Consider the following 23379-nt stretch of genomic DNA (forward strand, 5'->3'; position numbering starts at 1 on the left):
TCTATTCGTGTAGATTTGTGCAATTCGTGTCTTAAATTATTATTTGATGCTCAGGTTCTAGTTTACAGTTGCATAGGAAAACTAATCTAAAAAAGATATGGATATATAGGTAGCTGAAGTTACCAACAGGTTTTAGGAAATAGAAAAAGTCAAGATGAGTTCGGTATTAGATATGAATAATTTCATCTTCCATTAAAAGATCATCACCGCGTAATCTTAAAAATATTTGAGCTACAGCAATAGTGTCTTTTTCACAATAAATAATAATTCTATCAACTTCGTTTTCTTCATAATATACACGATAAACTTCACTACCATCAATATCGTCTTTTGGTGATGGAATTCCTAAAACATTAGTTAATAATTTTAATGATGTATAGGCTTTATAATCTCCAAATTTCCATAATTCTAAAGTATCTAAATGAGGTACTTCCCATGGTTTCTTTCCGAAGAGGTTTAGTTTATAAGGTAGCTCAATATTATTAATTATCATACGACGTGCTATGTATGGGAAGTCGAATTCTTTACCATTGTGAGCGCAGAGGAGGTGTTTTGTTTCATTGAAATGTGATAACAATAAATTTTTGAAATCTTTTAAAATTTTAATTTCATCACCGTAAAATGACGTTACTCTAAAAGTACGGGCGTCATTTAAAATATTGAAATACCCTACTGATATACAGACTATTTTTCCGAATTCAGCCCAAATACCAGCGCGATCGTAAAATGCTTCGGCAGTAAACTCATCTTTGCGTTGGTATTTCGATTTATGGTCCCAAAGAGCTTGTTTATCTTCATTTAATTCAGAAAAATATTGTGTTTCAGGAACCGTTTCAATATCTAGAAATAAAATGTGTTCTAAATTGAGTTTAGAGATCATATAAAACTTTAATTCTTTTAAAATTTAAATGTACGCTTTTATCATCTTAAATAACAAGTATTTACGCACATAAAAAGAAAGATTAAGATTTTTTTTAGATTGTGGTAATCCCACAAATTTGATTAATTGCTGGTATTTTGTCAAAAACATTGATTAATTTTCACTAAAACATTGAATATGTTAATTATATTTAAATAACTAAAATAATTTATTATGCCTAAAAAATCTACCATTAAAAAAATTTCTTTGTCTTTTTTAGCATGCTTTGCAGTTGGATTTACCTTTTATTTCAGTAATGAAAAGCTATTGAAAGATGATATTTCTAAACAAAGAGAACAACATTCTGAATTTTTGAAAAACAGTCCATTTATTGAAACACTTACTTGGGACAAAAAAACAAGAAAACAAAAAGGATTACCTCCAAATCGTTATTTTGAACAAATGTGGGAATTAACCATAAATCCAGGTACAGGAAAACTTGATATTGAAGAGCTTACTAATTTAAGAGAACAATTAAAAAAAGAACGCAAAACGAAAGGATCATCAAGTGGTTTAGCACAGCGTAATCCTGGTAATGCTTCCAATGCTTGGGAAGAGAGAGGTCCCAACAATGTTGGTGGGAGAACAAGAGTGATTATGTTCGATCCAAATGATAGTTCCAATAATACTGTTTATGCGGGAGGCGTAAGTGGAGGTTTATGGAAAAACACAAATATTAGTAGTAGTGCTTCTTCTTGGTCTAGAGTAGAAAATGTTCCAGGTAATTTATCTGTAACTTCGATTACAGTAGATCCAAGAGATTCTGATATTTGATATGTTGGTACAGGAGAACAATACACCGCAGGCGATGTTGTTGGTAACGGTGTATATGTTACTACAGATGGAGGTACAACATGGAGTGCCTTAAATATTCCACCAGCAGATAGTGGTGATATAGATTTTAGTGCAGCAAATTTATTTCTTTCAGGGATTTATTATGTAAATGATGTTTTAGCTTGGGATAATGGGACTTCAACAGAATTGTTTGTTGCTGTTGGTGCTCATGCTTATGGTGACTCATCTAGTCCAACAAACTGGTTAGGGTTACAATCGGCTGGATTATATCGTTCAACCAATGGAGGAACCTCTTGGAGTAGGATTGAATCTACAAATATGGAACATACATTTGGTGGTTTATCCTATTATTATATTCCTAATGATCTTGAAGTGGGTGCTGATAATAAACTATGGATGGGAACTATAGGATCTGCACTTGGTGCAGGTGGTGGTCGTGTATATAGCTCTACAGATGGAGGTACATGGACTGAAGCTGCAGCTTCTCCTTTAACGGATTCCAATCGCGTTGAGCTTGAACCGTCTGCAACAGATGCTAATAAATTATATGCTTTAACAGGAGGGGTGACTTCTCCTGTTCATATTTATAGTACTACAGATGGTTTTGGAAGCATTTCTTCTACTAGTCTTCCTAATGATGCTGACACTGGTATCCCAGCCAATGATTTTTGTAGAGGACAAGCGTTTTATGATTTAGTTATTGAAACAGATCCTTCAAATGATGATATTGTTTATGTAGGAGGGATTGACTTATTTAAAACAACGAATGGAGGCTCTTCTTGGTCGCAACTCTCGCATTGGTATGGTGGTTTTGGGTATCAGGGAGTTCATGCCGATCAACATGCTATTGCCTTTGGAAATAATTCATCTTCACAAATCGTGTTTGGGAATGATGGAGGTTTATACTACTCTGGCAACTCTGGAAGCACTATTTCTGTTAGAAATAATGGATACAATGTAACACAATTTGTAAAAGCAGGAATAGGACCCGATGGAACTGGTGATACCAATGGTATCTTTTCAGCTGGCTCACAAGATAACGGAACACAGGCATTTAGAAGTGCTACAGTGGGGGTTAATAGCTCTGAAGAACTAAGTGATGGTGATGGCTTTTATACATTTGTAGATAAGGATGGTCAATACATGATTGCAACGTATGTATTTAATATTATTTATAGATTTGATTTACCTTGGGACGGGCTAGGTCGTATTGATGGAGCTGCTACAACATTGTCAAATAGTCAATCCACTGGAGATTTTGTAAATCAAATGGATTATGATAGTGATGCGAATCGTTTGTTATCCAATAACTCTTCGGGTTTTAGTTATTCTATTAGAAGTATTAATGTTGCTGCAAACAGCAGTGGGACATTAACAGACGCTACTTTAACATCTAAACCAACGGCCTTTAGAGCATCTCCTTTTGCTGCTAATACATGGTATGTTGGCACTGCTACTGGTGGTCTTTTAATGTTGACTGGTGTTACTAATTCTTCAGCAACTTGGACAACCATTACAACACCTTTTGTAGGTTCTGTATCTTCTGTTAGATTTGGAGGCACAGCAAATGATTTAATTGTAACCATGCATAATTATGGCGTTACAAGTGTTTGGTATTCTTCAGATGCAGGTTCTAATTGGTCGAGTAAAGAAGGAAACTTACCCAATATGCCTGTTAGAGACTTTTTATTAAATCCGTTAAATTCTAACGAAGCCATTATTGCAACACAGTTAGGGGTTTGGGAGACATCCGATTTTAGTGCTACTAGTCCTACATGGTCTCAAGCTTATAATGGCATGAGTGATGTTAGTGTCACTTCGTTAGACTATTGGGATGTTAGTGGAGATGATACAACGAATAAAGTTATCGCATCTACATACGGTCGAGGCGTATTTACAGGTAGTTTTACATCGTCGATCCCAGATACCGAAGCACCAACAGCACCAACTAATTTAGCAGCTTCTAATCTTACTCAAGCTAGTGTTGATTTATCATGGACAGCTTCAACAGATAACGTTGGGGTATCAGGATACGACATATATCAAGATGGTTCGCTAATAACAAACGTTAATGGTACTATGTATCAAGTTACTGGATTGAGTGCTAGTACAATGTATAGTTTTACTGTTAAAGCAAAAGATGCAGCAGGAAATGAGTCGACTGTAAGTAATATAGTAAATACAACAACGCTTGCACCAGATACCGAAGCACCAACTGCACCAACAAATTTAACTGCTTCAAATATTACAGATTCAGGCGCTAGTTTAACGTGGACAGCTTCTACAGATAATGTTGGGGTGAGTGGTTATGATGTGTATCAAGGTGCATCCATTATTGCTACAGTGATAGGTACAGCATACGAAGTAAGTGGCCTAACGGCAAATACAAATTATGACTTCACCGTTGTTGCAAAAGATGTAGGAGGAAATATATCAACGGCAAGTAATGTCGTTTCTATAACAACAGATAGTGTCGTTATTACTTATTGTACTTCTGCGAGCAGAAATGTTAATGATGAGTATATAGGTAGAGTTCAATTAAATACGATAGACAATTCATCTGGAGCACAATTTTATTCAGATTTTACAAGTCAATCAACAACTTTAACCAAAGGCTCACAGTATACAATTACTGTAACACCAACTTGGACAAGTGCAATTTATGATGAAGGCTATTCGGTTTGGATAGATTATAACAGAAATGGAGATTTTACTGATGCTGGCGAACAAGTTTGGACACAAGCAGCTACTACTACTACACCAGTAAGCGGAAGTTTTACAGTGCCTACTAGTGCTGTTGAAAATTCAACAAGAATGCGAGTAACTATGAAATATAATGGGATTCCAACCTCTTGTGAATCTTTTCAATATGGTGAAGTTGAGGATTATACTATAGTGATTCAAGGTTCTGGGGCTATAGCTCCAGTAATTGCATTAAATACGGATGATGGATTTAACTTAGATGAAGCCTTTACAATTTATCCAAACCCAGTTAACAAAGGCGTTTTAAATATTAGAATGCCTAGCGAAATTAATATAAACTATAGAATTTTTAATATGCTAGGCCAAAAGGTAACGAGCGGTACTACATCTAAAGAAATTGATGTTTCTAATCTTGAGGCAGAGGTTTACTTTTTAGAAGTAAATGATGGTTATAAGACTATGATTAAAAAGTTTATAAAGCGCTAATATTAGATAGAAAACAAATAAAAAGAGGTTGTCTAAACATTGTTTTTAGATGACCTCATTTTATTAAAGTTAAACATTGTTTCCCAAAAATAGCAGCTACTCCAGCAGCAAGCCCTCCAAGGACTCCTGAGAGTAATATTAAAAAGTATGGATTCCCATTTAAGGGAAGTAAAGTAGCAATTTTATTAGCCAATATAAAATCGTTTGTATTACTTAACCAAAAGGAATATGCCATCCAAAAAAGTGCAATAGCTAAAAAAGGAATAAGAAATACAGAAAAACCTTTTAGGCGAAAAAATAAACTAGATACAAAGGCAGCTACCATAACAGACCACCAAGGCATAAATTGAGATAATAAAAGAGCTATAATAATGGTTGCTATAAAATTGATGCTATTTTTTTTCATTATTTTGATGTTAAAGTTTGGGTAGCAATAATACCTTCTGTTTCATTTTGGTCTTGCATGAATAATACATTGAAATATTCGCCAGTTGCCCATTTATCTATAAAATTATCGTAGTATTTACTTCCTGGGTTTCCAGATTGACCGCCAGGGTAGATCCCTAAAGCTTTTGGAGGAGAACTCATTTCTACTATCATACGCCAGGAAGGTCCCCAATTTTTACCTGCAGCATTTACAGTGTTTTTATCGCCTCCTATAGGTAGATCAAACCTTGAAAAGGCTGGTAATGCTTGCAATAAATGTCCAACATAAGTGCCTTTATAAGCTTGCCAATTGTAATCACCATGTTTTGCTTTCCAGTTTATTAATTTTTCTGCAGCATTTTTAAATGTGATTAAAAACAAATCGTTAGCCGTTTCTTTTTCAGGTGTATTTAATATATCCATAAAGGCATCATTTGGATGGTTTTTCAACATATAAATGGTTTGGTATACGAAAGGATAGTCCATAGCTGAATTAGGATCATTAAATTCATCCCAAACAATTTGATATAGATCTGTCCACCATGCATCCCAAATACTGGGTGCCATTTTATCAATTTCGCTATAAAAATCCCATGACTTAATTATATTTAATACGTCTAACTCTTCTTCAGAAAGAGATGATATGTCCATATGCTCAAACATATAAGGTAACAATTCGGATGCTTTAAGATTAAAGTTGTTGTTTTGAAGGTTTTTAAAATCATCAACCGTAAATGTTTCTTTCGACCTAAAGAAACTATTAATAACACGATTTCTATAAGTATCATACCCATCATTAAATACATAAAACGGATAAGATGCATCGGTTGGGTATTGGTTAGACGAACTAATAAAACCGCGTTCTGGATTTTTTGTATGTGCATTAAACTCCTGTGGAATAAAACTCTGCCAGTCATGTTTTGGGTTACTACCATCCATTAAAAATTTCCCTTGACCTTTCCATTTATTTGGAAACTTTCCTTGAACCCATAATGCAATATCACCATTAGTTGAAGCAAAAGCAAAATTTTGTGCTGGTGCCACATGATTAGAAATGGCATTCAAATAATCCTCATAATTTTTTCCATTGTTGAGTTTATAGAATAGACGTGTAAAATTATGACCAATATGCCCTGTCCATTTCATGGCATAGCCTTCTTTTTCATCATTGGCTTTAAATGTATGATCATAACTAACAGGGCCATGATGTGTATAAATTACTGAATCTATATAGGTTTTTTGCCCTTTTATTTTAATTTCCTCAAGCCTTACATGCGTGTTTTTCCATGTCCCATTATACTTATATTGGGTTCGGTTTTTATCTTTAAATTCAATTTTATACCAATCTTTAACATCTCTGGTAGCATTAGTAACCCCCCAAGAAATAGTATTATTAAATCCAATAATAACCCCTAAAGCACCTGGAAGTGTCGCTCCAAATGTATTTTGACTCGGAGAAGATAACTGCATTACGAACCAAATGGAAGGCAAATTGAGTCCAAGATGGGGATCGTTGGCTAGAATTGGGTTGCCTGAGTAGGATTTGTTACCAGAAACGGCCCAATTATTACTCCCATTATGAGGGTTAGGCTTTACCATAGTTTCAGAAATAGAGTCTAAAGGTAATTCGCTTTGAGGAATTGCCGTAATTTCTTTGTCAATAAAGCTCCAATCTGTTTCTTTTGGAATTACAGGTTCATCAAAATCAAAAAAATCTGGAAATAGTAAATCAAAACGATCTTTGCCAAATTTGCGTAGTACATTTGTATATTCCAAATCGGAATCACCACCGCAGAGCATATCTGTCATGTACATTAATAAATACATTGTTTTATCAATAGTCCAGGCTTCTGGTTTATAATCTAGAAGTTTATATTCAACAGGGTAATCTTTAGGGTCGAGTTGGTTTATGTAGGCATTAACACCATCTTTATAAGCTTCCAAATATGCCATAGATTCTTTATCTGCCTTAATGATTTCTAAGCTGTTTTCTGCTCCGAAAACCATACCTTTTCTACGTTGAGCCCTATCATAATTTAATGCTTTTTCACCAATTATTTCAGAGAGTCGTCCAGCCGAAGCAAGGGTTTGAAATTCCATTTGCCATAAACGATGTTTTGCTGTTATGTAACCTTGTGCTCTGTATAAATCTGTATTATTTTGAGCAAATACATGAGGAATGCGTTCCTTATCATAATGAACAGTGACATTATCTATAAGACCTTTAATTTCAAGATCACCAGTTATAGATTCATCCTTTTCGTTCTGCCAAATACCACCAGAAGGATCTAAAAATTTACCTATAGGGGGAATTGCTCCAAGTTTTGTGTTAAAAGCGTAAAAAATCGCTATAGTAAGTATAAACGATACTATAAATTTGAGGTATTTCATGTGCTTGTATCTATTGTGTTTTAATTGTCACGTAACATCCATATAATCATTGTTCTAGGGTGCCTAATTTTTAGTTATGGATGTTTCATATATCTGGTTTTACGTAGAAACTAAAGATAAGAAAATTATATACGAATAGAACGCGGTTATTTTTGATTTGTTTTTAGACTACGTTTTTTTTTATAAAAAGGTTTGTCTGCTACGTAAATGGTTTTAATAACCTCTGCGAAAACAACACGTTCTTTGTTTACTATATGAGCCGTTTTTATCAAATTTAATTCTCCTTTTTTAGCAACTTGAGCTTTAATAGTTTCTATTTCTTCAGACGAGAAAGAGAATTCTGCATAAACATTTTCTTTAGCAGGTCGTTTATATTTTATAGTAGCGTCTTTATCCCAAACAATATAATGATCACCTAAAATATGCATAAGTTGAATCATATAAATAGGGTCGGTAGCAGAAAATAAGCTTCCTCCAAAAATTGACCCAACATAATTTTTGTTTTTGATGCTTAACGGAATTTTAATTTTAACATACATTAAATCTTCAGAAACTTCAATGATTTTTCCAGTAGACCGCCTGTACATGGGCGACAAATTAAATAGATATTTATAAATTTGAGCGTCTGTTAAAAAGGTTTTAAATATTTTGGACAGCGTTTTGTACATGTTTAAAAAAGAGATTGTTGTTTATAAGGACTTTCGTGTTCTAACAACCACTGTTTGCGATGTAATCCACCAGCATACCCTGTTAAACTGCCATCAGTACCAATTACTCTGTGGCATGGTACAATAATCCAAAGGGGGTTTTTACCATTGGCGTTAGCTACAGCACGAATGGCTTTTACATCGCCCAATTGTTTTGATAATTCTAAATAAGAAAATGTTTTACCGTAGGGAATTTGCTCAAGCTGTTTCCATACTTTTTTTTGAAATTCGGTGCCTTGTGGGTTTAATTTAAGATCGAATTGCTTGCGCTTACCTTTAAAATACTCGTTAAGTTGGGTAACACAATCTTCTAATTCTACAGGAATAATATCAGTTACTTTTTCTTCAGAATTTAAAACGGTTATGGAATGTATACCATCAATATCACCATCAATTTTGGTGTAACCTAAAGGCGAATTAATTATACAACTTTCCATAGAGATAATTTTATGATGACTAAATTACGAAATCAATCTTATAATCATCCATGTTAAAAGATTTTGAAATTAAGTTTTTTATACTAATTTAATGGTATAAAACGTGAAATGTTTAAAAACAAAGAAAAACAAATTTTTATACGTATAAGTATATTTTTTTTAATATATACAGGATGTTATTCTCAAGTCTTACAAGACAGTCTTAATATAGTAAGATCTCATGCATCGTATGCAGAGAAAGTGTATTTACAATTAGACAAAACCGTATACACCTCAAACGAAACCATTTGGTTTAAAGCTATAGTTACAAGTGCCTCAAACCATATTCCAACAGATTTAAGTGGCGTATTGTATGTAGAGTTAATCGATCCGTACAAAAAAATTATTGACAAGCGTTTGCTAAAGCTTAACAATGGATTAGCGGAGGGTTCCTTCAGCCTTCAAAATTATAAATCAGGACAATATTTAATTAGAGCTTATACAAATTGGAATAAGAATTTTGATCAAGATTTTACATTCAATCAATATATTCAAATCCATACATTACAAGAAAAAGAAAGCCCTATAAAAACGGTTACATTAACTAAAACAGATGGCGAAGCGTCTAAACTTTCGGCACAATTAAATCCGCGATTATTAGATAATAAATACAGAGGGAAGTTAAAAGTCTATTTAACTTTAGATGGGAAAGAAGATTCGTTAGAAGTAAAAAAAGATAAAACGGGGTATTATAATTTGGATTATTCAATTCCTGAAGAAACTAAACTAGCCACATTACAATTAAACTTAGGCCGTTTTAAAACCTTTTCTAAAACCATCGCATTAAATAAAGATGATTTAGATATACAATTTTTTCCCGAAGGCGGGGAGTTAGTAAGTGGTTTAAAAAGCGTTGTAGGTTTTAAGGCTATAGATTATGCTGGTAAAGGAAAAGAAGTTACAGGAAACATTATTGATGAAGCTGGGCAGGTAATTTCCACCTTTAAAAGCAATCACTTAGGTATGGGAAAAGTACAATTTACACCTCAACCTAACAAACAATATTATGGAACTATAATAGGTAATCAAGGGACTGTTCTTAAATATCCTTTTCCTAAAGTTTCTTCCGTTGGTATGGTATTAAATGTTATTGAAGACGCTTCTAATATTAATGTTTTAGTAACTTCTAAGGACACTTTTGAAGGAGAATCAATCTCTATACGAGCACGACACAGAGGTATAACAGATTATTATTCCAATATTAAAACCAAAGGCAATACCGTTTATAAACAATTTGAAAAAGCCCTATTTCCAGAAGGTATTATAGAATTTACCATTTTTAATAGTAATCAATTGCCTGTATGTGAACGCTTATTTTTTAATAGAAATAAAGAACAACAACTAAATATTTTGGCTAAACCCAACCGAAGTATTTATGGACAACGTGACAAAATTAAGCTTGATATTGAAATAAAAGATTTTAATGACGAATCCGTAAATGCTAATTCATCAGTTCTGGTTATAAACAAAGAACAATTGGGAGATTTACAAGAATTGCGTCAAAATATACGGTCTTACTTTTTGTTATCTTCTGAAATAAAAGGTGACATTGAAAATGCAGGACACTATTTTAGAGATGAAAGCAACCCTGAAGACCTCGATGTTTTGATGCTTACACAGGGGTGGCGAAAGTATCTCTATAAAAGCCCAAAAGGAGCTTTTGTGAATCAACCAGAAAAAGTACTTACTGTAAGTGGAAGAATAGGCGAAGTAATAAACGCTAAAAAACCATCAAAGCAATATGTAGAGCTAACCATGATGACTTTTGGTGATACCGCTAAAGGTTTTTATACGCAACAAGTAGATAGTACAGGTATATTTAATTTTAGTATAGCTGACACCTATGAAGATAATTTAGAAATTGTCATTCAGTCTAAGAATAAAAAAGGAAAGAATAAAAACTACACCATCGTTTTAGATAAAAAAACGGTTCCTGAAATTCAGTACAATCCACAAAAAAAGATTAAAGTTGTAGATACTGTAATTGATGCTTATTTAGAAAAAGCCAAAGCGCACGAAAAAGTTGTTGAAGCTTTTAGATTATCGGAAGGCACCATAGAACTTGATGAGGTTTTATTAGATAGCTATAAGCTAACTCCAGAACGCGAAAAAATGATGGAACTGCACGGGCCACCAGATGTTGTTATAGAAGATAAAGAATTGCAAAGTAAAATTAAAAAGTGGTCGTATGGGTTGTACAGTATCCTTCTTTTTAATTACCCTGAAAAGGTAAGTGTAATAAGGGGTGGTTCTGGTGGTGGGTTTTTATATGCAAATGTTCATGGAGCAGATTTTACATTTGTTATTATCGATGGTATTCCAGTAAAAATTTATAATTATTCATTGATCCAGAGTTTACCTACAGAAGAAATAAAAAGTGTAGAGCTTATAAAATACCCTAAAAACCCTGAAAAATATGCTTTTGATGTATTTGGAACGAATGTTTATAAAGGTATGGAAACATGGTCATTTATAAATATTTACACCTATGCCGGCAAAGGATTATTCAGTGTACAAAGAACCCCAGGTATGTCTAAAAAAACCGTCCCTGTATTTTCTACACCTCGAGAATTTTATGCACCCAAATATGAAAATTTAACAACTCAAGATTGGAAAACACCTGATTTAAGACCTCTGATTTATTGGAATGCAAATTTGCAAACCAATGCAGAAGGCAAAACTATGGCTGAGTTCTATAATGCTGATAATACAGGTGATATGTTAGTTGTTATTGAAACTATTACAGAAGATGGGAAAATAGGCTATCATGAAATGACTTATACTGTTGAAGAAAAGCTTGAAAAGTAGCAGATAAGATTAATTTATTGAAATGGAACAATATCTCATTTTTTAATCTGTGTTTTTATCTTCTAGAATACCCAGTTTTTTTGCTCTGGCTTCCCAGTTTTGTCTGGCTTGTACCTGTAAGTCTGAAACGTCATCACTTTCATCCATAATTTCTAATCCTAAAAGTGTTTCAATAACATCTTCCATGGTAACCAAGCCGCTTACAGAACCGTATTCATCAACTACCAAAGCCATATGGTTTCTGCCTTCTATTAACAATTCAAACAGGTCTGGAATAGGTAAATTTCGGTTAACTATAATAATATGTCGTTTTAAATCCGAAAGCTTTTTATCTCCATGGTCTAGTGCCATTTCTTTAAAAACTTCGTCTTTAAGTATCAACCCTTTTATGTTGTCTGGTTTGTTCGAATAAATAGGAATTCTTGAAAAATGAAGATTCATATTTTTATTAAAAAAATCTTCGATACTTGTATCTTGGTCTACTGCTAGCATAACAGTTCTAGGCGTCATAACATCTTTTGCTAGAACCTCTTTAAAAGTCAATAAGTTTTTAATGATCTTACTTTCAGATTCTTTAAAAACACCTTCTTCATGTGCCATATCTGTCATAGCATGAAAATCTTCACGGCTTAAAACACTACCATGCCCTTTACCCCCTATTAATTTTGTAGTTAATTGTAATAGCCAGAGCAGACCTGTCCATTTTAAAGGAAAAATTAAAACAATTAATGCTTTAGAGGTGAAATTAGCTAAACTCTTCCAATACGTTGCTCCAATTGTTTTTGGAACAATTTCTGAAGCTACTAAAATTAAAAACGTCATAATAGCAGATACTATTCCAATAGTATTAATTCCAAAATACTCTATTTTGTAAGGCAATTTTTCAGCCTGAATACCAACCATCATCGCTCCTAGCGTATGCGCAATGGTGTTTAAGGTGAGTATGGCAATTAGAGGTTTGTCTACATCTTTTTTTAAGCGTTCTAAAGTAAAGGCATATTCTTTTCCTTCTTGTTTTTTTACATTTATAAATGTTGGTGTAACAGTTAGTAAAACGGCCTCAAGTATAGAGCATAAAAAAGAAAAGAAAATTGAAATTGCTGCCCAGAAAAATAATGCACTCATTTAAAAATTTATTTATAGCTAAAATAGTTAAAATTTATTTTGTAAATTGTGTAAGTAAACACTTTGGTTGGTGTAGTATTTTCTTTCTTTTTTAATTTTAGAATTAATGGAGTAATTTAAATAACAAATTATGACAATTGAAAAACCATCCTATGTCCTTGCAGAAGTTACCTGCGTAAAAAATGATTGTAACGAAACCTTTAGTGTTATTATTTCTTCAATATATACTGTTGTTGACAGGCCTGTTGGAGAAATAGATTTCAATATATCAAAACAAAATGAAATAGCAGAAACCAACAGAATTGATGACTATGTCGTTATTAAATGTAGCTGTGGACATAGCCAAAGAGTCTATTTAAAACTAAAACAAAAAAATGAGAAATTAATTTAAAAGCTTTTGGCTTGCCAAAGGGTAAAAACTATTGGTAATAAATTATAAAACTTATTGATCTCAATTGTAGTTAAAAAGATATACTTAATTGTATTTCGCTTTTCAGCTTCTAAAAACTTTTGACACAAATTTCACGAATTCACAAGAGTTTCGTTTTGCCATGTTTATTCTTTTATTTCGATATTTTACGAAGCAGACTTTCGGTCTGCAAAAATGAACCTAGGGTCTTCCTATTCATGATTTAGTTGGTTTTTGTTTTGCCTTAGGTGATTCTTTTTCTGGAATATTTAAAATTTCGGTTGGATAAGGAAGGTAACTAGAAAAGGTGCTGTCTAAAAAGAGATGAACTTTGTCGAGAGTAAAGCAAAGGCTTTTTTTTCTAAAAATCAAAACATTAAAATTTTAGAGATTCTTCACAGCTTTGCTGCTACCTAGAAACAAAATATATTTTGTTTCTAGGTAATATTCGTAATGAATCTTTTATAGATCTATATGAATTATTGTTGTTTATAGAAAGTTGAAGAAAGATATTGGTATTAAAGCTAAAAGTGCATTGTTTTAGTGACTATAACTGTATTTTAATTGTAAGATTTGTTACTTTATATTATGTTTGTGTAGAAAAAGGAGTCATATTAAAATATGAAAAAACTTATAAAATTTTAATTATAAGAATATGGGTTTATGGTAATATAAGCAATCGCAAAAAACTTAGTATTGCAAGAAATTTTAAATAGAATAAGATGGGTGCCATTGCTAAATTTACAGAAGATGAAACCATTTTACTAAAATTTATAAAATTAAAAGAGGATATAACAATCTAGAAGGATTAGTATACCGAAACGCTGTGGTTTTAAAGTAGATATTGAAAATGTAAAAGAGTTATTACGTGCGGAAATTGAATAGAATAAAAAATTAAAAATATTATGGAAAAGTTTGAAACCTACAATAACAATCAAAAGATTACATTTAATGTCACTAATATTGAAACCAAAGCTCAACAATTAAACGAGATGGCATTTTTTCTTAGAAAAAAAGGAGATTTAGACGATTTCGATATTCTAGATAATAACACGCCAAGCTCAACATCCTTTTCTAAAGAACAAGCTAAAGAACGAGTGATTTTAGAAGCTAATATTGTTTTTATGGTAGACTCTAATCAAGAACCCAACAAAAGCAAAATTATGAAAGAAACGATTATACGATATAGTTTGTATGATCAAGATAATAGAAAAACGTATTACTCTACTTTTGTTGATTTTGAAGACGAATATATAGATAATGGAGGCGAACAATTTACGGTAAAAAAGAACATTGAAATTGACCTAAAAGAAAACTTAGTTAATAACCATAGAGTTTTTGTTGAATCACTTAACCAATAATTATGAGATTGACACTTTTATTTATAATTCTTTGTGTTGTTAATTTATCAGCTCAAGAAGAAGAAAAAAACAAATCTATCAATGATTTTAATTTTGAAAGCACAACAAGCCCTGCGTTTTCAATTTTAGAGGAAACACCAACGGTAATAAACACCCCAGAAAATTTAAAAAGTCTGGCATTATATCTGTCTAATGGGTTTTCTAATGGCAATATTTCTTTAGAGACTAATCCTTATTGGCTTATTACAAACACTAAAGACAAGTCTTATAGGGATTATAGAGGAATTAAAAAAAATAAAAATGCTGAATATATTATAGATCCCTTTAAGTCTATTCAAACAAACACCTCTTTTTCTTTAGGGTATATTAATAAAAAATTTCAAGGATTTGAAGACGAGAAAAAAACACTTGCTATTGGTTTGAGAACGACACTGCTAGAGCTTTATGGAAGAAAAAGAACTAAGAAAGTTTTAGGTATTATTAATGTTGTTGATAAAGCATATTCGAATGAAGCTATAACTAAATTTGATAAGTATATTAGAGGTTTTAGTTTAACAACTCCAGACAGAAAAAAATCTGAGGACTATGTTAACAACGGCGTTATACCAAAAGAATATAGTGATGCTGCAGTAAAGTTTTTACAAAGATATACAGAGTATGGATCTGTGTATGCAGATGGCGCCAGTTTGGTAAAGGCCTATTTTGAAGAAACCAGCAAAAAAGTATTGGGCTTTTATTTTAACCCTAAGAATATTAAGCCTTTAATTCGTTTGGATGGTGCATTAGCTTATAGCGAGTTGTTTAAGGAAAATGAAATTAATGCCAATACAGCTAAGAGAATTGGGAGCTGGTTAACTTTAGATGTTGCAATTCAATTAAATGATAAAAATTATTTTCATATATATGCTATAAGTAGATATATAGATAATGGATTTAATATTGATGCGGAGCAGAATTATTTTAATACAAATTTTTGGGATATTGGAGGAAAGCTAGAGTTTGAGCTTGATAAATTCAAATTGTCTTACGAGTATTTAAAGCGAGACGGTTATGGTGAACAATATAGATCTGTAGGGAATTTAGTTTATCAAATTAATAAAAAAATGAGTATTACTGGTGGTTTTGGTAAAGATTTCCCTCAAAATGATAACCTAATAACCCTATTTGGTATAAATTGGGGGTTAGATCTTGGTGAAAAATCTTTTTCCAAATAAAAGAGTGTGTTAGTATTAAAAGAGACTGTCTGAAAAGTGTTATTCTGAACATTACCGAGAAACAAACTATATTTTGTTTCGAAGGTAGCAGCAAAGCTGTGAAGAATCTCATAAATTTTATTGCTTTATTTTTAAGATTCTTCGACTCCGACAATTGTCGGAATGCTACCATTGACGTGTTTTGTAAACAACTAAATTTCAGTTATTTGTCATTCAGAGCGCAGCGAAGAATCTTTATTATTAATCTCTAAAGATTCTTCAGTCGTACCTCCTTCTGAATGATACTCCTATTACGTCATTATATACGCTTGATAATTTTTTTTATCTCAAATCTCTGAATGAACACCCCTATTACGTCATTTCATCCGCTAGTTAAAATTTTTAACACAGATCTCTGGATGACAAAGTTCATCACTTTTTATACAGGCTCTTTTTACTCAATTTTTGTCTTTTTATTGATCCATAGAGCTACTACACTATGAATTGGAAAAATACTTCAATTTTAGGATAATAACTTAACTACATCTTTAGCAAAATAAGACGCTATAATATCTGCACCAGCACGTTTTATAGCGGTAATTTGTTCCATCATTACAGCATCGTGTTCTAACCAGCCTTTTTCGGCAGCGGCTTTTAACATGGCATATTCTCCAGAAACTTGATATACAGCAACGGGAACATCAACTTCGTTTTTAATGTCTCTTACAATATCTAAATAGCATAATCCAGGTTTTACCATAACAATATCTGCGCCCTCATCTATATCCATTTCGGTTTCTCTAATGGCTTCAAAGCGATTAGCATAATCCATTTGATACGTTTTTTTATCTTTTGGAATCTCAACTAAATCTACAGGGGCAGAGTCTAAAGCATCACGAAATGGTCCGTAAAATGCCGAGGCGTACTTTGCAGAATAGCTCATAATACCTGTGTCTGTAAAACCTTTATCTTCTAAAGCTTCACGAATAGATAGAATACGACCGTCCATCATATCGCTTGGAGCAACAAAATTAGCACCAGCTTGAGCATGAGAGACACTCATTTCACTTAAAACATCAACAGTTTCATCATTTAAAACCTGTCCGTTTTCAATAATACCATCATGTCCGTAAGCCGAATAAGGGTCTAATGCAACATCTGTCATGACTAACATATCAGGACATGCATTTTTTACGGTTTTAATGGCGCGTTGCATTAATCCGTTAGGGTTTAAAGCTTCTGTTCCTTTATTGTCTTTTAAATTATCTGGAACTTTTACAAAAAGTAATACCGATTTTAAACCCAATTTCCATAATTCTTTTACTTCTCCTTCGAGTAAATCCAAGCTATAGCGATAGTAATTTGGCATGGATGGAATTTCATCTTTAACGCCTTTGCCTTCAACAACAAAAAGGGGCACCAAAAAATCATTTGGTGTTATAATCGTTTCACTAACTAAAGAGCGAATGGCTTTGTTAGTTCTTAGCCTTCTATTTCTTTTTAATGGATACATATTTATGTCTATAAAATTCTCTATAATTGTTATTTTTATCAATTGCAAAGTTAATCATTAAAACCTAGTTTATATTGAGAGAATCGTTAGGTCGTTTAGAATTTAATTTTCCTTGGAGAAGTTATCAAGCGAATCTTTTAAAAAATTTTGACAATCATATTTCAGATAACCATTTTCATGTTATAGCACCTCCTGGTTCTGGAAAAACAATTCTAGGGATTGAAATTATAAGAAAGCTAGGTGAAAAAACACTGGTTCTAGCACCAACACTTACTATTAGAAACCAATGGGAAGATAGGTTACAATCTTTTTTTACTAAAAATGGGACGTATCAATCGTATTCTTTTAATATAAAATCGCCTGACGATATTACATTTGCGACCTACCAATCCTTACATGCTTTTTATAAAACATTTGAGGATAAAAATGATTATTACTCTTTTTTTGAAACACATAATATTAAAACACTTGTTTTAGACGAAGCACATCATTTAAAAAATGAATGGTGGAACTGTTTAATTGATTTAAAAAACAATAATCCTTTTTATATAGTAGCACTAACAGCAACACCTCCCTATGATAGTAATAGAACTGAAGTCTCAAAGTATTTTATGCTTTGTGGTGAAATAGATGATGAAATTGCCGTTCCAGATTTAGTAAAAGAGACCGATTTGTGTGCACATCAAGATTTTGTCTATTTTTCTAAACCAGAAGATTTAGAGATTAACTTTATTGTAGAGTATAGACGGAAAATTGCTGATTTTAAAGATAAATTGCTAAATGATAAGACTTTTATTTCTTTTATTAAACAACACCGATTTTTTGATGAACCTAAGGCTTATTTAGAAGACCTTTATTCTAATGCTGAATATTTTTCGGCGATTCTAATTTTTTTAAATGCTTGTGGGGTAACAATTGAAAGATATAAATTAGAAATACTAGGTTTTAATGGAAAGGAAACCATAACATTTCCAACGTTACAACTGGAATGGTTAGAGGTTTTATTTCAAAACTTATTGATTAACGATAGGGAACAATTGTTAGAACACGAACCGTATTTATTGCGTTTAGAAAAAGAATTAAGAAGCATAAATGTATTAGAAAAGAGGAAAGTAAATTTTATAGGCGAAGATTCACTGTATAAGTCTTTAGCTAGCAGTCCGAGTAAACTTAAAAGTATTGTTAGCATTGTATCTTCAGAGCATGAAAGCTTAAAAAGTGATTTAAGGTGTGTTATTTTAACAGATTATATCCGAAAGGAGTTTTTAGATACTGAAGAAGTTGATACCCAAACTATTAATAAAATAGGGGTGATTCCTATTTTTCAGTATTTAAGAGTTCATTTTTCTAATAAAGAAACATTGGCAGTGATTTCTGGAAGTCTGGTTATAATCCATAATACCATTTTAAAAGCATTTAATCTTATCGAGGATTGTGATTCTTTTACATTCACGCCTTTGCCAGTCGATAATGAGTTTTTAATAGTCACCTCTAAAAAAAGAACAAAACATTCGATAGTAAACATTATTACCAAGCTTTTTGAAAATGGAGCTATTAAAATTTTAGTTGGCACAAAATCTTTGCTTGGAGAAGGTTGGGATGCACCATCAATAAACAGTTTGGTTTTAGCATCATTTGTTGGTTCGTTTGTGTCTTCTAACCAAATGCGAGGAAGAGCTATTAGAAAAGATGCTAATAAATTAAACAAAACTGGAAATATTTGGCACCTAGCATGTATAGATAATACAGTTTTAAATGGAGGTAAAGATGTTGATACTTTAAGACGAAGGTTTGAAGCTTTTGTAGGGGTTTCAAATAATAATGAACCCTATATTGAAAACAGTTTTGAACGGTTACAATTCCCGGAACACATTTTAGATGAAACTATAGAAACTTTAAACCTGCAAACGTTAAAGGAGGCGATTAATAGAAATGATACTATAAAAAAATGGGATCAAGCCATTGTAAAAGGGTCACGTTTATTAAAAGAAACTAAGATTTTTCACTTGGGTGAACTCACTTATAAAAAACAGAAGCAGATTTATTATTTTGACGTCATACGGTTTTTTGTAGCAGAGTTATCTTTTGCAATTATGCTATTTTATTTAGAGTTCGTTTTTAAAAGCATACATATTGTTTTAAATCGGGGTGTCGTGTATTTTTTATATACTTTTTTTGCTGCCTTTTTAATATCGTTTGGCTATAAATTATACAAAGCCATAACGCTCTATATAAGGTATGGGTATCTCGATAAAAAAATAAAAAAAATGGGAATAGTGATACTTAATACTTTGTTTGAATTAGGTTTTATGACAACCAATAAAAACTCAGTAACTATTGTATCTAAACGTATTGATAATGGTGATATTATTTGTGATTTAATAGGAGGTGATTTATTTGAAAACGCGTTATTCTCAACCGCTTTAAGGGAGCTTTTAGAACCTATAAAATCCCCAAGGTACTTAATTGTAAAAACAAGTCTTTTTAGAAGACGGTTAAATATCGAGAATTTTTATCCTGTTCCAGAAATTTTTGGAGATAAAAAGAAAAACGTATTAGTGTTTCAAAAACATTGGCGTATTAATTTAGGAATGAATAAGTTGTTTTATACCAGACAAATTGAAGGAAGAAAGTTGTTGTTAAAAGCTAGACTGTTTCATGTTTATAATGCTTTTAATAAAATTTCTAAACAAGTCACCGTATGGAAATAACTATTCTAAGTTTCTAATAAATTTATCGGCATTAATATGGACATCGTCTTCTCCTTGTTGATCGAAAGGATTCTCTAAATGCGATTGAATATTATCTAAAGCCACCAAAATAACGCTAAATAAGATAGGGACAGCATATTGTAATCCATAATTATAGCTCGTTACATTTTCTGCAAAATGAGGACCATAAACAATAGGTAAAATAACAATAAAAATGTCACTATAGGTGCGTAATGTTCTTGGTGTTCTATATTGGTAAATGTGTTTTATGCGCTCAAAGGAAATCATCATTTTACTTAAAAACTGATTAGAACGGGAGGCTTCGCCAGAAGGTAAACCGTGAGCACGCAAGCTTTTTATAAATATAGAGAGGTTATTGAAATTTTGATATACCTCTTTTTCTGTTTCTTCCAATGACTCAATAGGGTTTGTAAATACTTGTGTACAAGAATCTAACAGGTTTTTAAGATGTGTTTTAACTTCTGATTTAAGTTGTTGAGGTGGGTTTTCTAACCAATGAGAAACGGCAAAATATAATGCGCGACCATGTGCTTTTATAGAACCATATTCATCTAATGCTATTTCACGACGTTTATAAGCACCTCCAATAGAAAAGACAATAGGAAATATTATCGCTGTACTTATAAGTGTAAGCGGAAAATCTGCTTTAATATGGAAATGCAAGCAAAAAGCTGTTGATGTTATGGATAAAAAGGTAATAACAAACGTTTTCCAGTTTATAATTAAGAATGTACGCTTAAATAATTTCCACATATTAAATCCAGTTCTTTGGGGTTTTTAAAACTTCTATTAATTTTTCTTCTTCACTTCCTGCTTCAGGTTGATGGTCGTAAACCCACTGTACATGTGGAGGTAAGCTCATTAAAATACTTTCTATACGTCCGTTAGTTTTTAGCCCAAAAAGAGTGCCTTTATCATGCACTAAATTAAATTCTACATAGCGTCCACGACGAATTTCTTGCCAATTACGTTGTGCATCTGTGTACGCTAATACTTTTCGTTTTTCAACAATAGGGACATAAGCCTCTAAGAAACTATCTCCAACTTCGGTTACAAAGTGATACCAGTTTTCCATGCTCATAGTTTCTGTTGCTTTGCAATAATCGAAAAATAAACCACCAATACCTCTGCCCTCATTGCGGTGGGCATTATAAAAATACTCATCGCAACGTGCTTTGTATTTTGGGTAAAATTCAGGGTTGTGTTTATCGCAAGCTGTTTTACAGGTTTGATGAAAATGTCTGGCATCTGCTTCAAACAAATAATAAGGCGTTAAATCTTGTCCGCCACCAAACCAACTATCAATAATGCCGCCTTGTTTATCATACATTTCAAAATAACGCCAATTGGCATGAACAGTAGGTACCATTGGGTTTTTAGGGTGCAAAACTAAACTCAATCCGCAGGCGAAAAAATCGACATCACCTACTTTAAAATAAGTTTGCATTGATTTTGGAAGTTTGCCGTGTACACCAGAAATATTCACGCCTCCTTTTTCGAAAACATGTCCATTTTCAATAACTCGGGTGCGTCCGCCGCCGCCTTCAGGACGTTTCCATATATCTTCTTGAAACGTTACTTTACCATCAACGGCTTCAAGTTTTGATGTAATGCGGTCTTGTAAATCTTGGATGTATTGGTAGAATTTGTCTTTCATTTTTAAACCATATCTTTATTGCTATATGTCGCTTTTTCAAAATCTCTAATATTAATGGCAATGAAAGGGACAGTAGGGAACAATCGTTTTAATTGTATAATAATTTGTTTAGTGAGGTTTGCTTTTTGCTCGGTCGTTCTGCCTTCCATAACATTAGCGAAAACATGAATAAAATTATCTTCTTTTCCGCCTACGAGAAAGTCTTTATCAAACGGATTTAACCGTACTTTAATATCCGTTTCGTCAAACAATCCTGTTTTAACAGCTGTTGAATGAACCGTTTGTAAAATAATTTTTGAGTCTTGAATCTCTAAAATGTTTTTATTACAATCAATTACAAAATGGGGCATATTAGGTTTCTATTTCGTTATACAATTCATATAATTCCATGTTTAATGGCCTTTCTCCAGATGGAGTAAACTCATTATTCAAAGTTCTTTTCCATATAAAATTACAGTTTTCGGCAACTTTTACACTGGCTATATTATCTTTATGAACAATGATTTGAAGTGTTTCTAAATTTAAGTCTGTAAAGGCATATTCTGATACTATGCTAATCGTTTTAGTTGTGATGCCCTTTCCTTCAAAAGGGTACCCAATACAATAAGCAAATTCACCTTGCTTTTTATCCCAGTTGAGTTCTTTTATATAAACTAAACCAACTAGTTCTCCAGATTCGTTTGCTTTGATAGTAAATAGGAACTCTTCTTTTAAGCTAAATTGTTTTACTTTTTTTTCTACAAAGAATTTTGATAAATCGGGTGTTAAGTTTTGTTCTAATGTTTTAGGAAAATAGCGTTTTAATCGCTCTTCGTTTGCAACAATAAAATTGCATAAACTCCAGGCATCTTGTAGTTGAATAGGGGTTATATTATAGCCTTTAAAACTAAGCATTTGGTAAGTTGCTTTTTGTTTGTAGCGCTTCTACTGTTTTTATTGTAGCTGCTGTTACAGATAGGGGTAGTACAAATATAACTCCAATAACAGGTACTAATAAAAACAGGATAAATACAATTCCATTACCAATGGCTAAACCACGATGTTTTCTAACAAAAGAAGTGCTTTCCTGGTATTTAAAATGACGCTCTAGTGTATAATCCATATTACCAAAGCCAGCATAATAGGCTTGAACTAGAAAGAGTAATATGGTTGAAAATATATTAACAACAGGTATAAACTTTAAAAGTAGTATTGGAATCGTTAATAATAATTCCATGAGGAGGTTTCTTCCATTAATTCTTATACCGCGCCAAAGTTGTTGTATAAATGATGTATTTCTATGGGTGTGTTGGGTGTTTCCTGTTAAATGAGCTTCTATTTTTTCGGACACGGGACTCATAAATGGCGCCGATAATGCCATAATAATATGTTTAAAGAGAACTAAACCGATAACAATAATAAAGAGCCCTCCAATAAAAGTACTAATTGTTGTAAAGGTTTCTTTTCCCCAATCCCAAAACCAGATTTTTGAAATGAATGCCCCAACATTATCAGACAAACCATACGCTGAGGTGAAAATAGCAATAGCCGTTATAAAACTAATTATCATAGGAATTATAAAGTATTTCCAGAGTTTTAGTTTAGAGATTAAACCAAAAGCTCCAAAATATGCTTTAATTCCTGATATTATATTTTTAATCATAATCGTCTTCCTGACCCTCTCTGAAAGAGAAGGAAT

Annotated in this window: 19 protein-coding genes; 7 read left to right on the top strand and 12 right to left on the bottom strand. The window is 32.4% G+C overall.

What is annotated here, in order from left to right; translation table 11 throughout:
- Positions 1 to 166: 166 nt before the first annotated feature.
- Positions 167 to 880 (bottom strand): 3'-5' exonuclease, encoded by a 714-nt coding sequence (locus Q4Q40_RS00190; protein WP_303299651.1) that lies wholly within the window; start codon positions 878 to 880, stop codon positions 167 to 169.
- Between the two features lie 213 nt (positions 881 to 1093).
- On the opposite strand from Q4Q40_RS00190, the gene Q4Q40_RS00195 reads away from it, so the two are divergent.
- Both Q4Q40_RS00195 and Q4Q40_RS00200 read left to right on the top strand, forming a co-directional pair.
- Entirely contained in the window at positions 1094 to 1693 is a 600-nt protein-coding gene (locus tag Q4Q40_RS00195; RefSeq protein ID WP_303299652.1) for a hypothetical protein, read from the top strand.
- Positions 1694 to 1900: 207 nt separating this feature from the next.
- Positions 1901 to 4903, top strand: a complete 3003-nt coding sequence (locus tag Q4Q40_RS00200; protein WP_303299653.1) for a GEVED domain-containing protein — start codon at positions 1901 to 1903, stop codon at positions 4901 to 4903.
- A gap of 55 nt (positions 4904 to 4958) precedes the next feature.
- Here the strand turns inward: Q4Q40_RS00200 and Q4Q40_RS00205 are convergent, their stop codons facing one another.
- From Q4Q40_RS00205 to Q4Q40_RS00220, 4 genes are all read right to left on the bottom strand, one after another.
- Entirely contained in the window at positions 4959 to 5309 is a 351-nt protein-coding gene (locus tag Q4Q40_RS00205; RefSeq protein ID WP_303299654.1) for a hypothetical protein, read from the bottom strand.
- On the bottom strand, positions 5309 to 7720 hold the full coding sequence (locus Q4Q40_RS00210; protein ID WP_303299655.1) for a penicillin acylase family protein: 2412 nt from the start codon (positions 7718 to 7720) through the stop codon (positions 5309 to 5311). Before Q4Q40_RS00210 ends, Q4Q40_RS00205 begins: the two co-directional genes overlap by 1 nt.
- A 146-nt stretch (positions 7721 to 7866) precedes the next feature.
- Positions 7867 to 8307: a DUF4442 domain-containing protein gene (locus Q4Q40_RS00215; protein WP_345027261.1), complete on the bottom strand. Its 441-nt coding sequence runs from the start codon at positions 8305 to 8307 to the stop codon at positions 7867 to 7869.
- 83 nt (positions 8308 to 8390) lie between these two features.
- Positions 8391 to 8864: a methylated-DNA--[protein]-cysteine S-methyltransferase gene (locus Q4Q40_RS00220; protein ID WP_303299657.1), complete on the bottom strand. Its 474-nt coding sequence runs from the start codon at positions 8862 to 8864 to the stop codon at positions 8391 to 8393.
- Between the two features lie 108 nt (positions 8865 to 8972).
- Here Q4Q40_RS00220 and Q4Q40_RS00225 point away from each other — a divergent pair, with 108 nt between their 5' ends.
- On the top strand, positions 8973 to 11711 hold the full coding sequence (locus tag Q4Q40_RS00225) for a hypothetical protein (protein ID WP_303299658.1): 2739 nt from the start codon (positions 8973 to 8975) through the stop codon (positions 11709 to 11711).
- A 42-nt stretch (positions 11712 to 11753) separates the two neighbouring features.
- Here the strand turns inward: Q4Q40_RS00225 and Q4Q40_RS00230 are convergent, their stop codons facing one another.
- Positions 11754 to 12836 (bottom strand): CNNM domain-containing protein, encoded by a 1083-nt coding sequence (locus Q4Q40_RS00230; RefSeq protein ID WP_303299659.1) that lies wholly within the window; start codon positions 12834 to 12836, stop codon positions 11754 to 11756.
- A 130-nt stretch (positions 12837 to 12966) separates the two neighbouring features.
- On the opposite strand from Q4Q40_RS00230, the gene Q4Q40_RS00235 reads away from it, so the two are divergent.
- The 3 genes from Q4Q40_RS00235 (at position 12967) to Q4Q40_RS00245 (ending at position 15820) form a co-directional block, all read left to right on the top strand.
- Positions 12967 to 13227, top strand: a complete 261-nt coding sequence (locus tag Q4Q40_RS00235) for a hypothetical protein (RefSeq protein WP_303299660.1) — start codon at positions 12967 to 12969, stop codon at positions 13225 to 13227.
- Between the two features lie 923 nt (positions 13228 to 14150).
- Positions 14151 to 14606 carry a hypothetical protein gene (locus Q4Q40_RS00240; protein WP_303299661.1) on the top strand — a complete coding sequence of 152 codons (456 nt, stop codon included), beginning with the start codon at positions 14151 to 14153 and terminating at the stop codon, positions 14604 to 14606.
- A gap of 2 nt (positions 14607 to 14608) precedes the next feature.
- A complete protein-coding gene (locus Q4Q40_RS00245; protein WP_303299662.1) occupies positions 14609 to 15820 on the top strand; it encodes a hypothetical protein in 1212 nt (403 codons plus the stop codon).
- Positions 15821 to 16322: 502 nt separating this feature from the next.
- Here the strand turns inward: Q4Q40_RS00245 and hemB are convergent.
- Positions 16323 to 17312: a porphobilinogen synthase gene (hemB, locus tag Q4Q40_RS00250; protein ID WP_303300703.1), complete on the bottom strand. Its 990-nt coding sequence runs from the start codon at positions 17310 to 17312 to the stop codon at positions 16323 to 16325.
- Positions 17313 to 17386: 74 nt separating this feature from the next.
- Between hemB and Q4Q40_RS00255 the strand changes: the two genes are divergently transcribed.
- On the top strand, positions 17387 to 20023 hold the full coding sequence (locus Q4Q40_RS00255; RefSeq protein WP_303299663.1) for a DEAD/DEAH box helicase family protein: 2637 nt from the start codon (positions 17387 to 17389) through the stop codon (positions 20021 to 20023).
- On the opposite strand, the gene Q4Q40_RS00260 is transcribed toward Q4Q40_RS00255, so the two are convergent.
- From Q4Q40_RS00260 to Q4Q40_RS00280, 5 genes are read right to left on the bottom strand one after another with little or no spacing between them, the layout of a single operon-like run.
- Positions 20024 to 20797 (bottom strand): hypothetical protein, encoded by a 774-nt coding sequence (locus Q4Q40_RS00260; protein ID WP_303299664.1) that lies wholly within the window; start codon positions 20795 to 20797, stop codon positions 20024 to 20026.
- 1 nt (position 20798) lies between these two features.
- The gene (gene hemF, locus Q4Q40_RS00265; protein ID WP_303299665.1) at positions 20799 to 21701 is read right to left on the bottom strand and encodes an oxygen-dependent coproporphyrinogen oxidase; all 903 of its coding nucleotides are present in this window, start codon (positions 21699 to 21701) and stop codon (positions 20799 to 20801) included.
- A 2-nt stretch (positions 21702 to 21703) separates the two neighbouring features.
- Positions 21704 to 22051: a 5-carboxymethyl-2-hydroxymuconate Delta-isomerase gene (locus Q4Q40_RS00270; protein WP_303299666.1), complete on the bottom strand. Its 348-nt coding sequence runs from the start codon at positions 22049 to 22051 to the stop codon at positions 21704 to 21706.
- 1 nt (position 22052) lies between these two features.
- Positions 22053 to 22595, bottom strand: coding sequence for a GNAT family N-acetyltransferase (locus tag Q4Q40_RS00275; RefSeq protein WP_303299667.1), 543 nt, complete (start codon positions 22593 to 22595; stop codon positions 22053 to 22055).
- On the bottom strand, positions 22588 to 23343 hold the full coding sequence (locus tag Q4Q40_RS00280) for an EI24 domain-containing protein (RefSeq protein ID WP_303299668.1): 756 nt from the start codon (positions 23341 to 23343) through the stop codon (positions 22588 to 22590). Before Q4Q40_RS00280 ends, Q4Q40_RS00275 begins: the two co-directional genes overlap by 8 nt.
- Positions 23344 to 23379 lie beyond the last annotated feature (36 nt).

The organism is Flavivirga jejuensis, from assembly GCF_030540765.1.
GTDB classification, from domain to species: Bacteria; Bacteroidota; Bacteroidia; order Flavobacteriales; family Flavobacteriaceae; genus Flavivirga; species Flavivirga jejuensis.

Excerpts from the sequence above, each read along its gene's own strand:
- Q4Q40_RS00215 (WP_345027261.1), bottom strand. The coding sequence starts at position 8,307 with ATGTACAGGCGGTCTACTGGAAAAATCATTGAAGTTTCTGAAGATTTA.
- hemF (WP_303299665.1), bottom strand. The coding sequence starts at position 21,701 with ATGAAAGACAAATTCTACCAATACATCCAAGATTTACAAGACCGCATT.
- Q4Q40_RS00210 (WP_303299655.1), bottom strand. The coding sequence starts at position 7,720 with ATGAAATACCTCAAATTTATAGTATCGTTTATACTTACTATAGCGATT.
- Q4Q40_RS00220 (WP_303299657.1), bottom strand. The coding sequence starts at position 8,864 with ATGGAAAGTTGTATAATTAATTCGCCTTTAGGTTACACCAAAATTGAT.
- Q4Q40_RS00195 (WP_303299652.1), top strand. The coding sequence starts at position 1,094 with ATGCCTAAAAAATCTACCATTAAAAAAATTTCTTTGTCTTTTTTAGCA.
- Q4Q40_RS00205 (WP_303299654.1), bottom strand. The coding sequence starts at position 5,309 with ATGAAAAAAAATAGCATCAATTTTATAGCAACCATTATTATAGCTCTT.
- Q4Q40_RS00270 (WP_303299666.1), bottom strand. The coding sequence starts at position 22,051 with ATGCCCCATTTTGTAATTGATTGTAATAAAAACATTTTAGAGATTCAA.
- Q4Q40_RS00235 (WP_303299660.1), top strand. The coding sequence starts at position 12,967 with ATGACAATTGAAAAACCATCCTATGTCCTTGCAGAAGTTACCTGCGTA.
- Q4Q40_RS00275 (WP_303299667.1), bottom strand. The coding sequence starts at position 22,595 with ATGCTTAGTTTTAAAGGCTATAATATAACCCCTATTCAACTACAAGAT.
- Q4Q40_RS00190 (WP_303299651.1), bottom strand. The coding sequence starts at position 880 with ATGATCTCTAAACTCAATTTAGAACACATTTTATTTCTAGATATTGAA.
- hemB (WP_303300703.1), bottom strand. The coding sequence starts at position 17,312 with ATGTATCCATTAAAAAGAAATAGAAGGCTAAGAACTAACAAAGCCATT.
- Q4Q40_RS00225 (WP_303299658.1), top strand. The coding sequence starts at position 8,973 with ATGTTTAAAAACAAAGAAAAACAAATTTTTATACGTATAAGTATATTT.
- Q4Q40_RS00260 (WP_303299664.1), bottom strand. The coding sequence starts at position 20,797 with ATGTGGAAATTATTTAAGCGTACATTCTTAATTATAAACTGGAAAACG.
- Q4Q40_RS00230 (WP_303299659.1), bottom strand. The coding sequence starts at position 12,836 with ATGAGTGCATTATTTTTCTGGGCAGCAATTTCAATTTTCTTTTCTTTT.
- Q4Q40_RS00240 (WP_303299661.1), top strand. The coding sequence starts at position 14,151 with ATGGAAAAGTTTGAAACCTACAATAACAATCAAAAGATTACATTTAAT.
- Q4Q40_RS00245 (WP_303299662.1), top strand. The coding sequence starts at position 14,609 with ATGAGATTGACACTTTTATTTATAATTCTTTGTGTTGTTAATTTATCA.
- Q4Q40_RS00280 (WP_303299668.1), bottom strand. The coding sequence starts at position 23,343 with ATGATTAAAAATATAATATCAGGAATTAAAGCATATTTTGGAGCTTTT.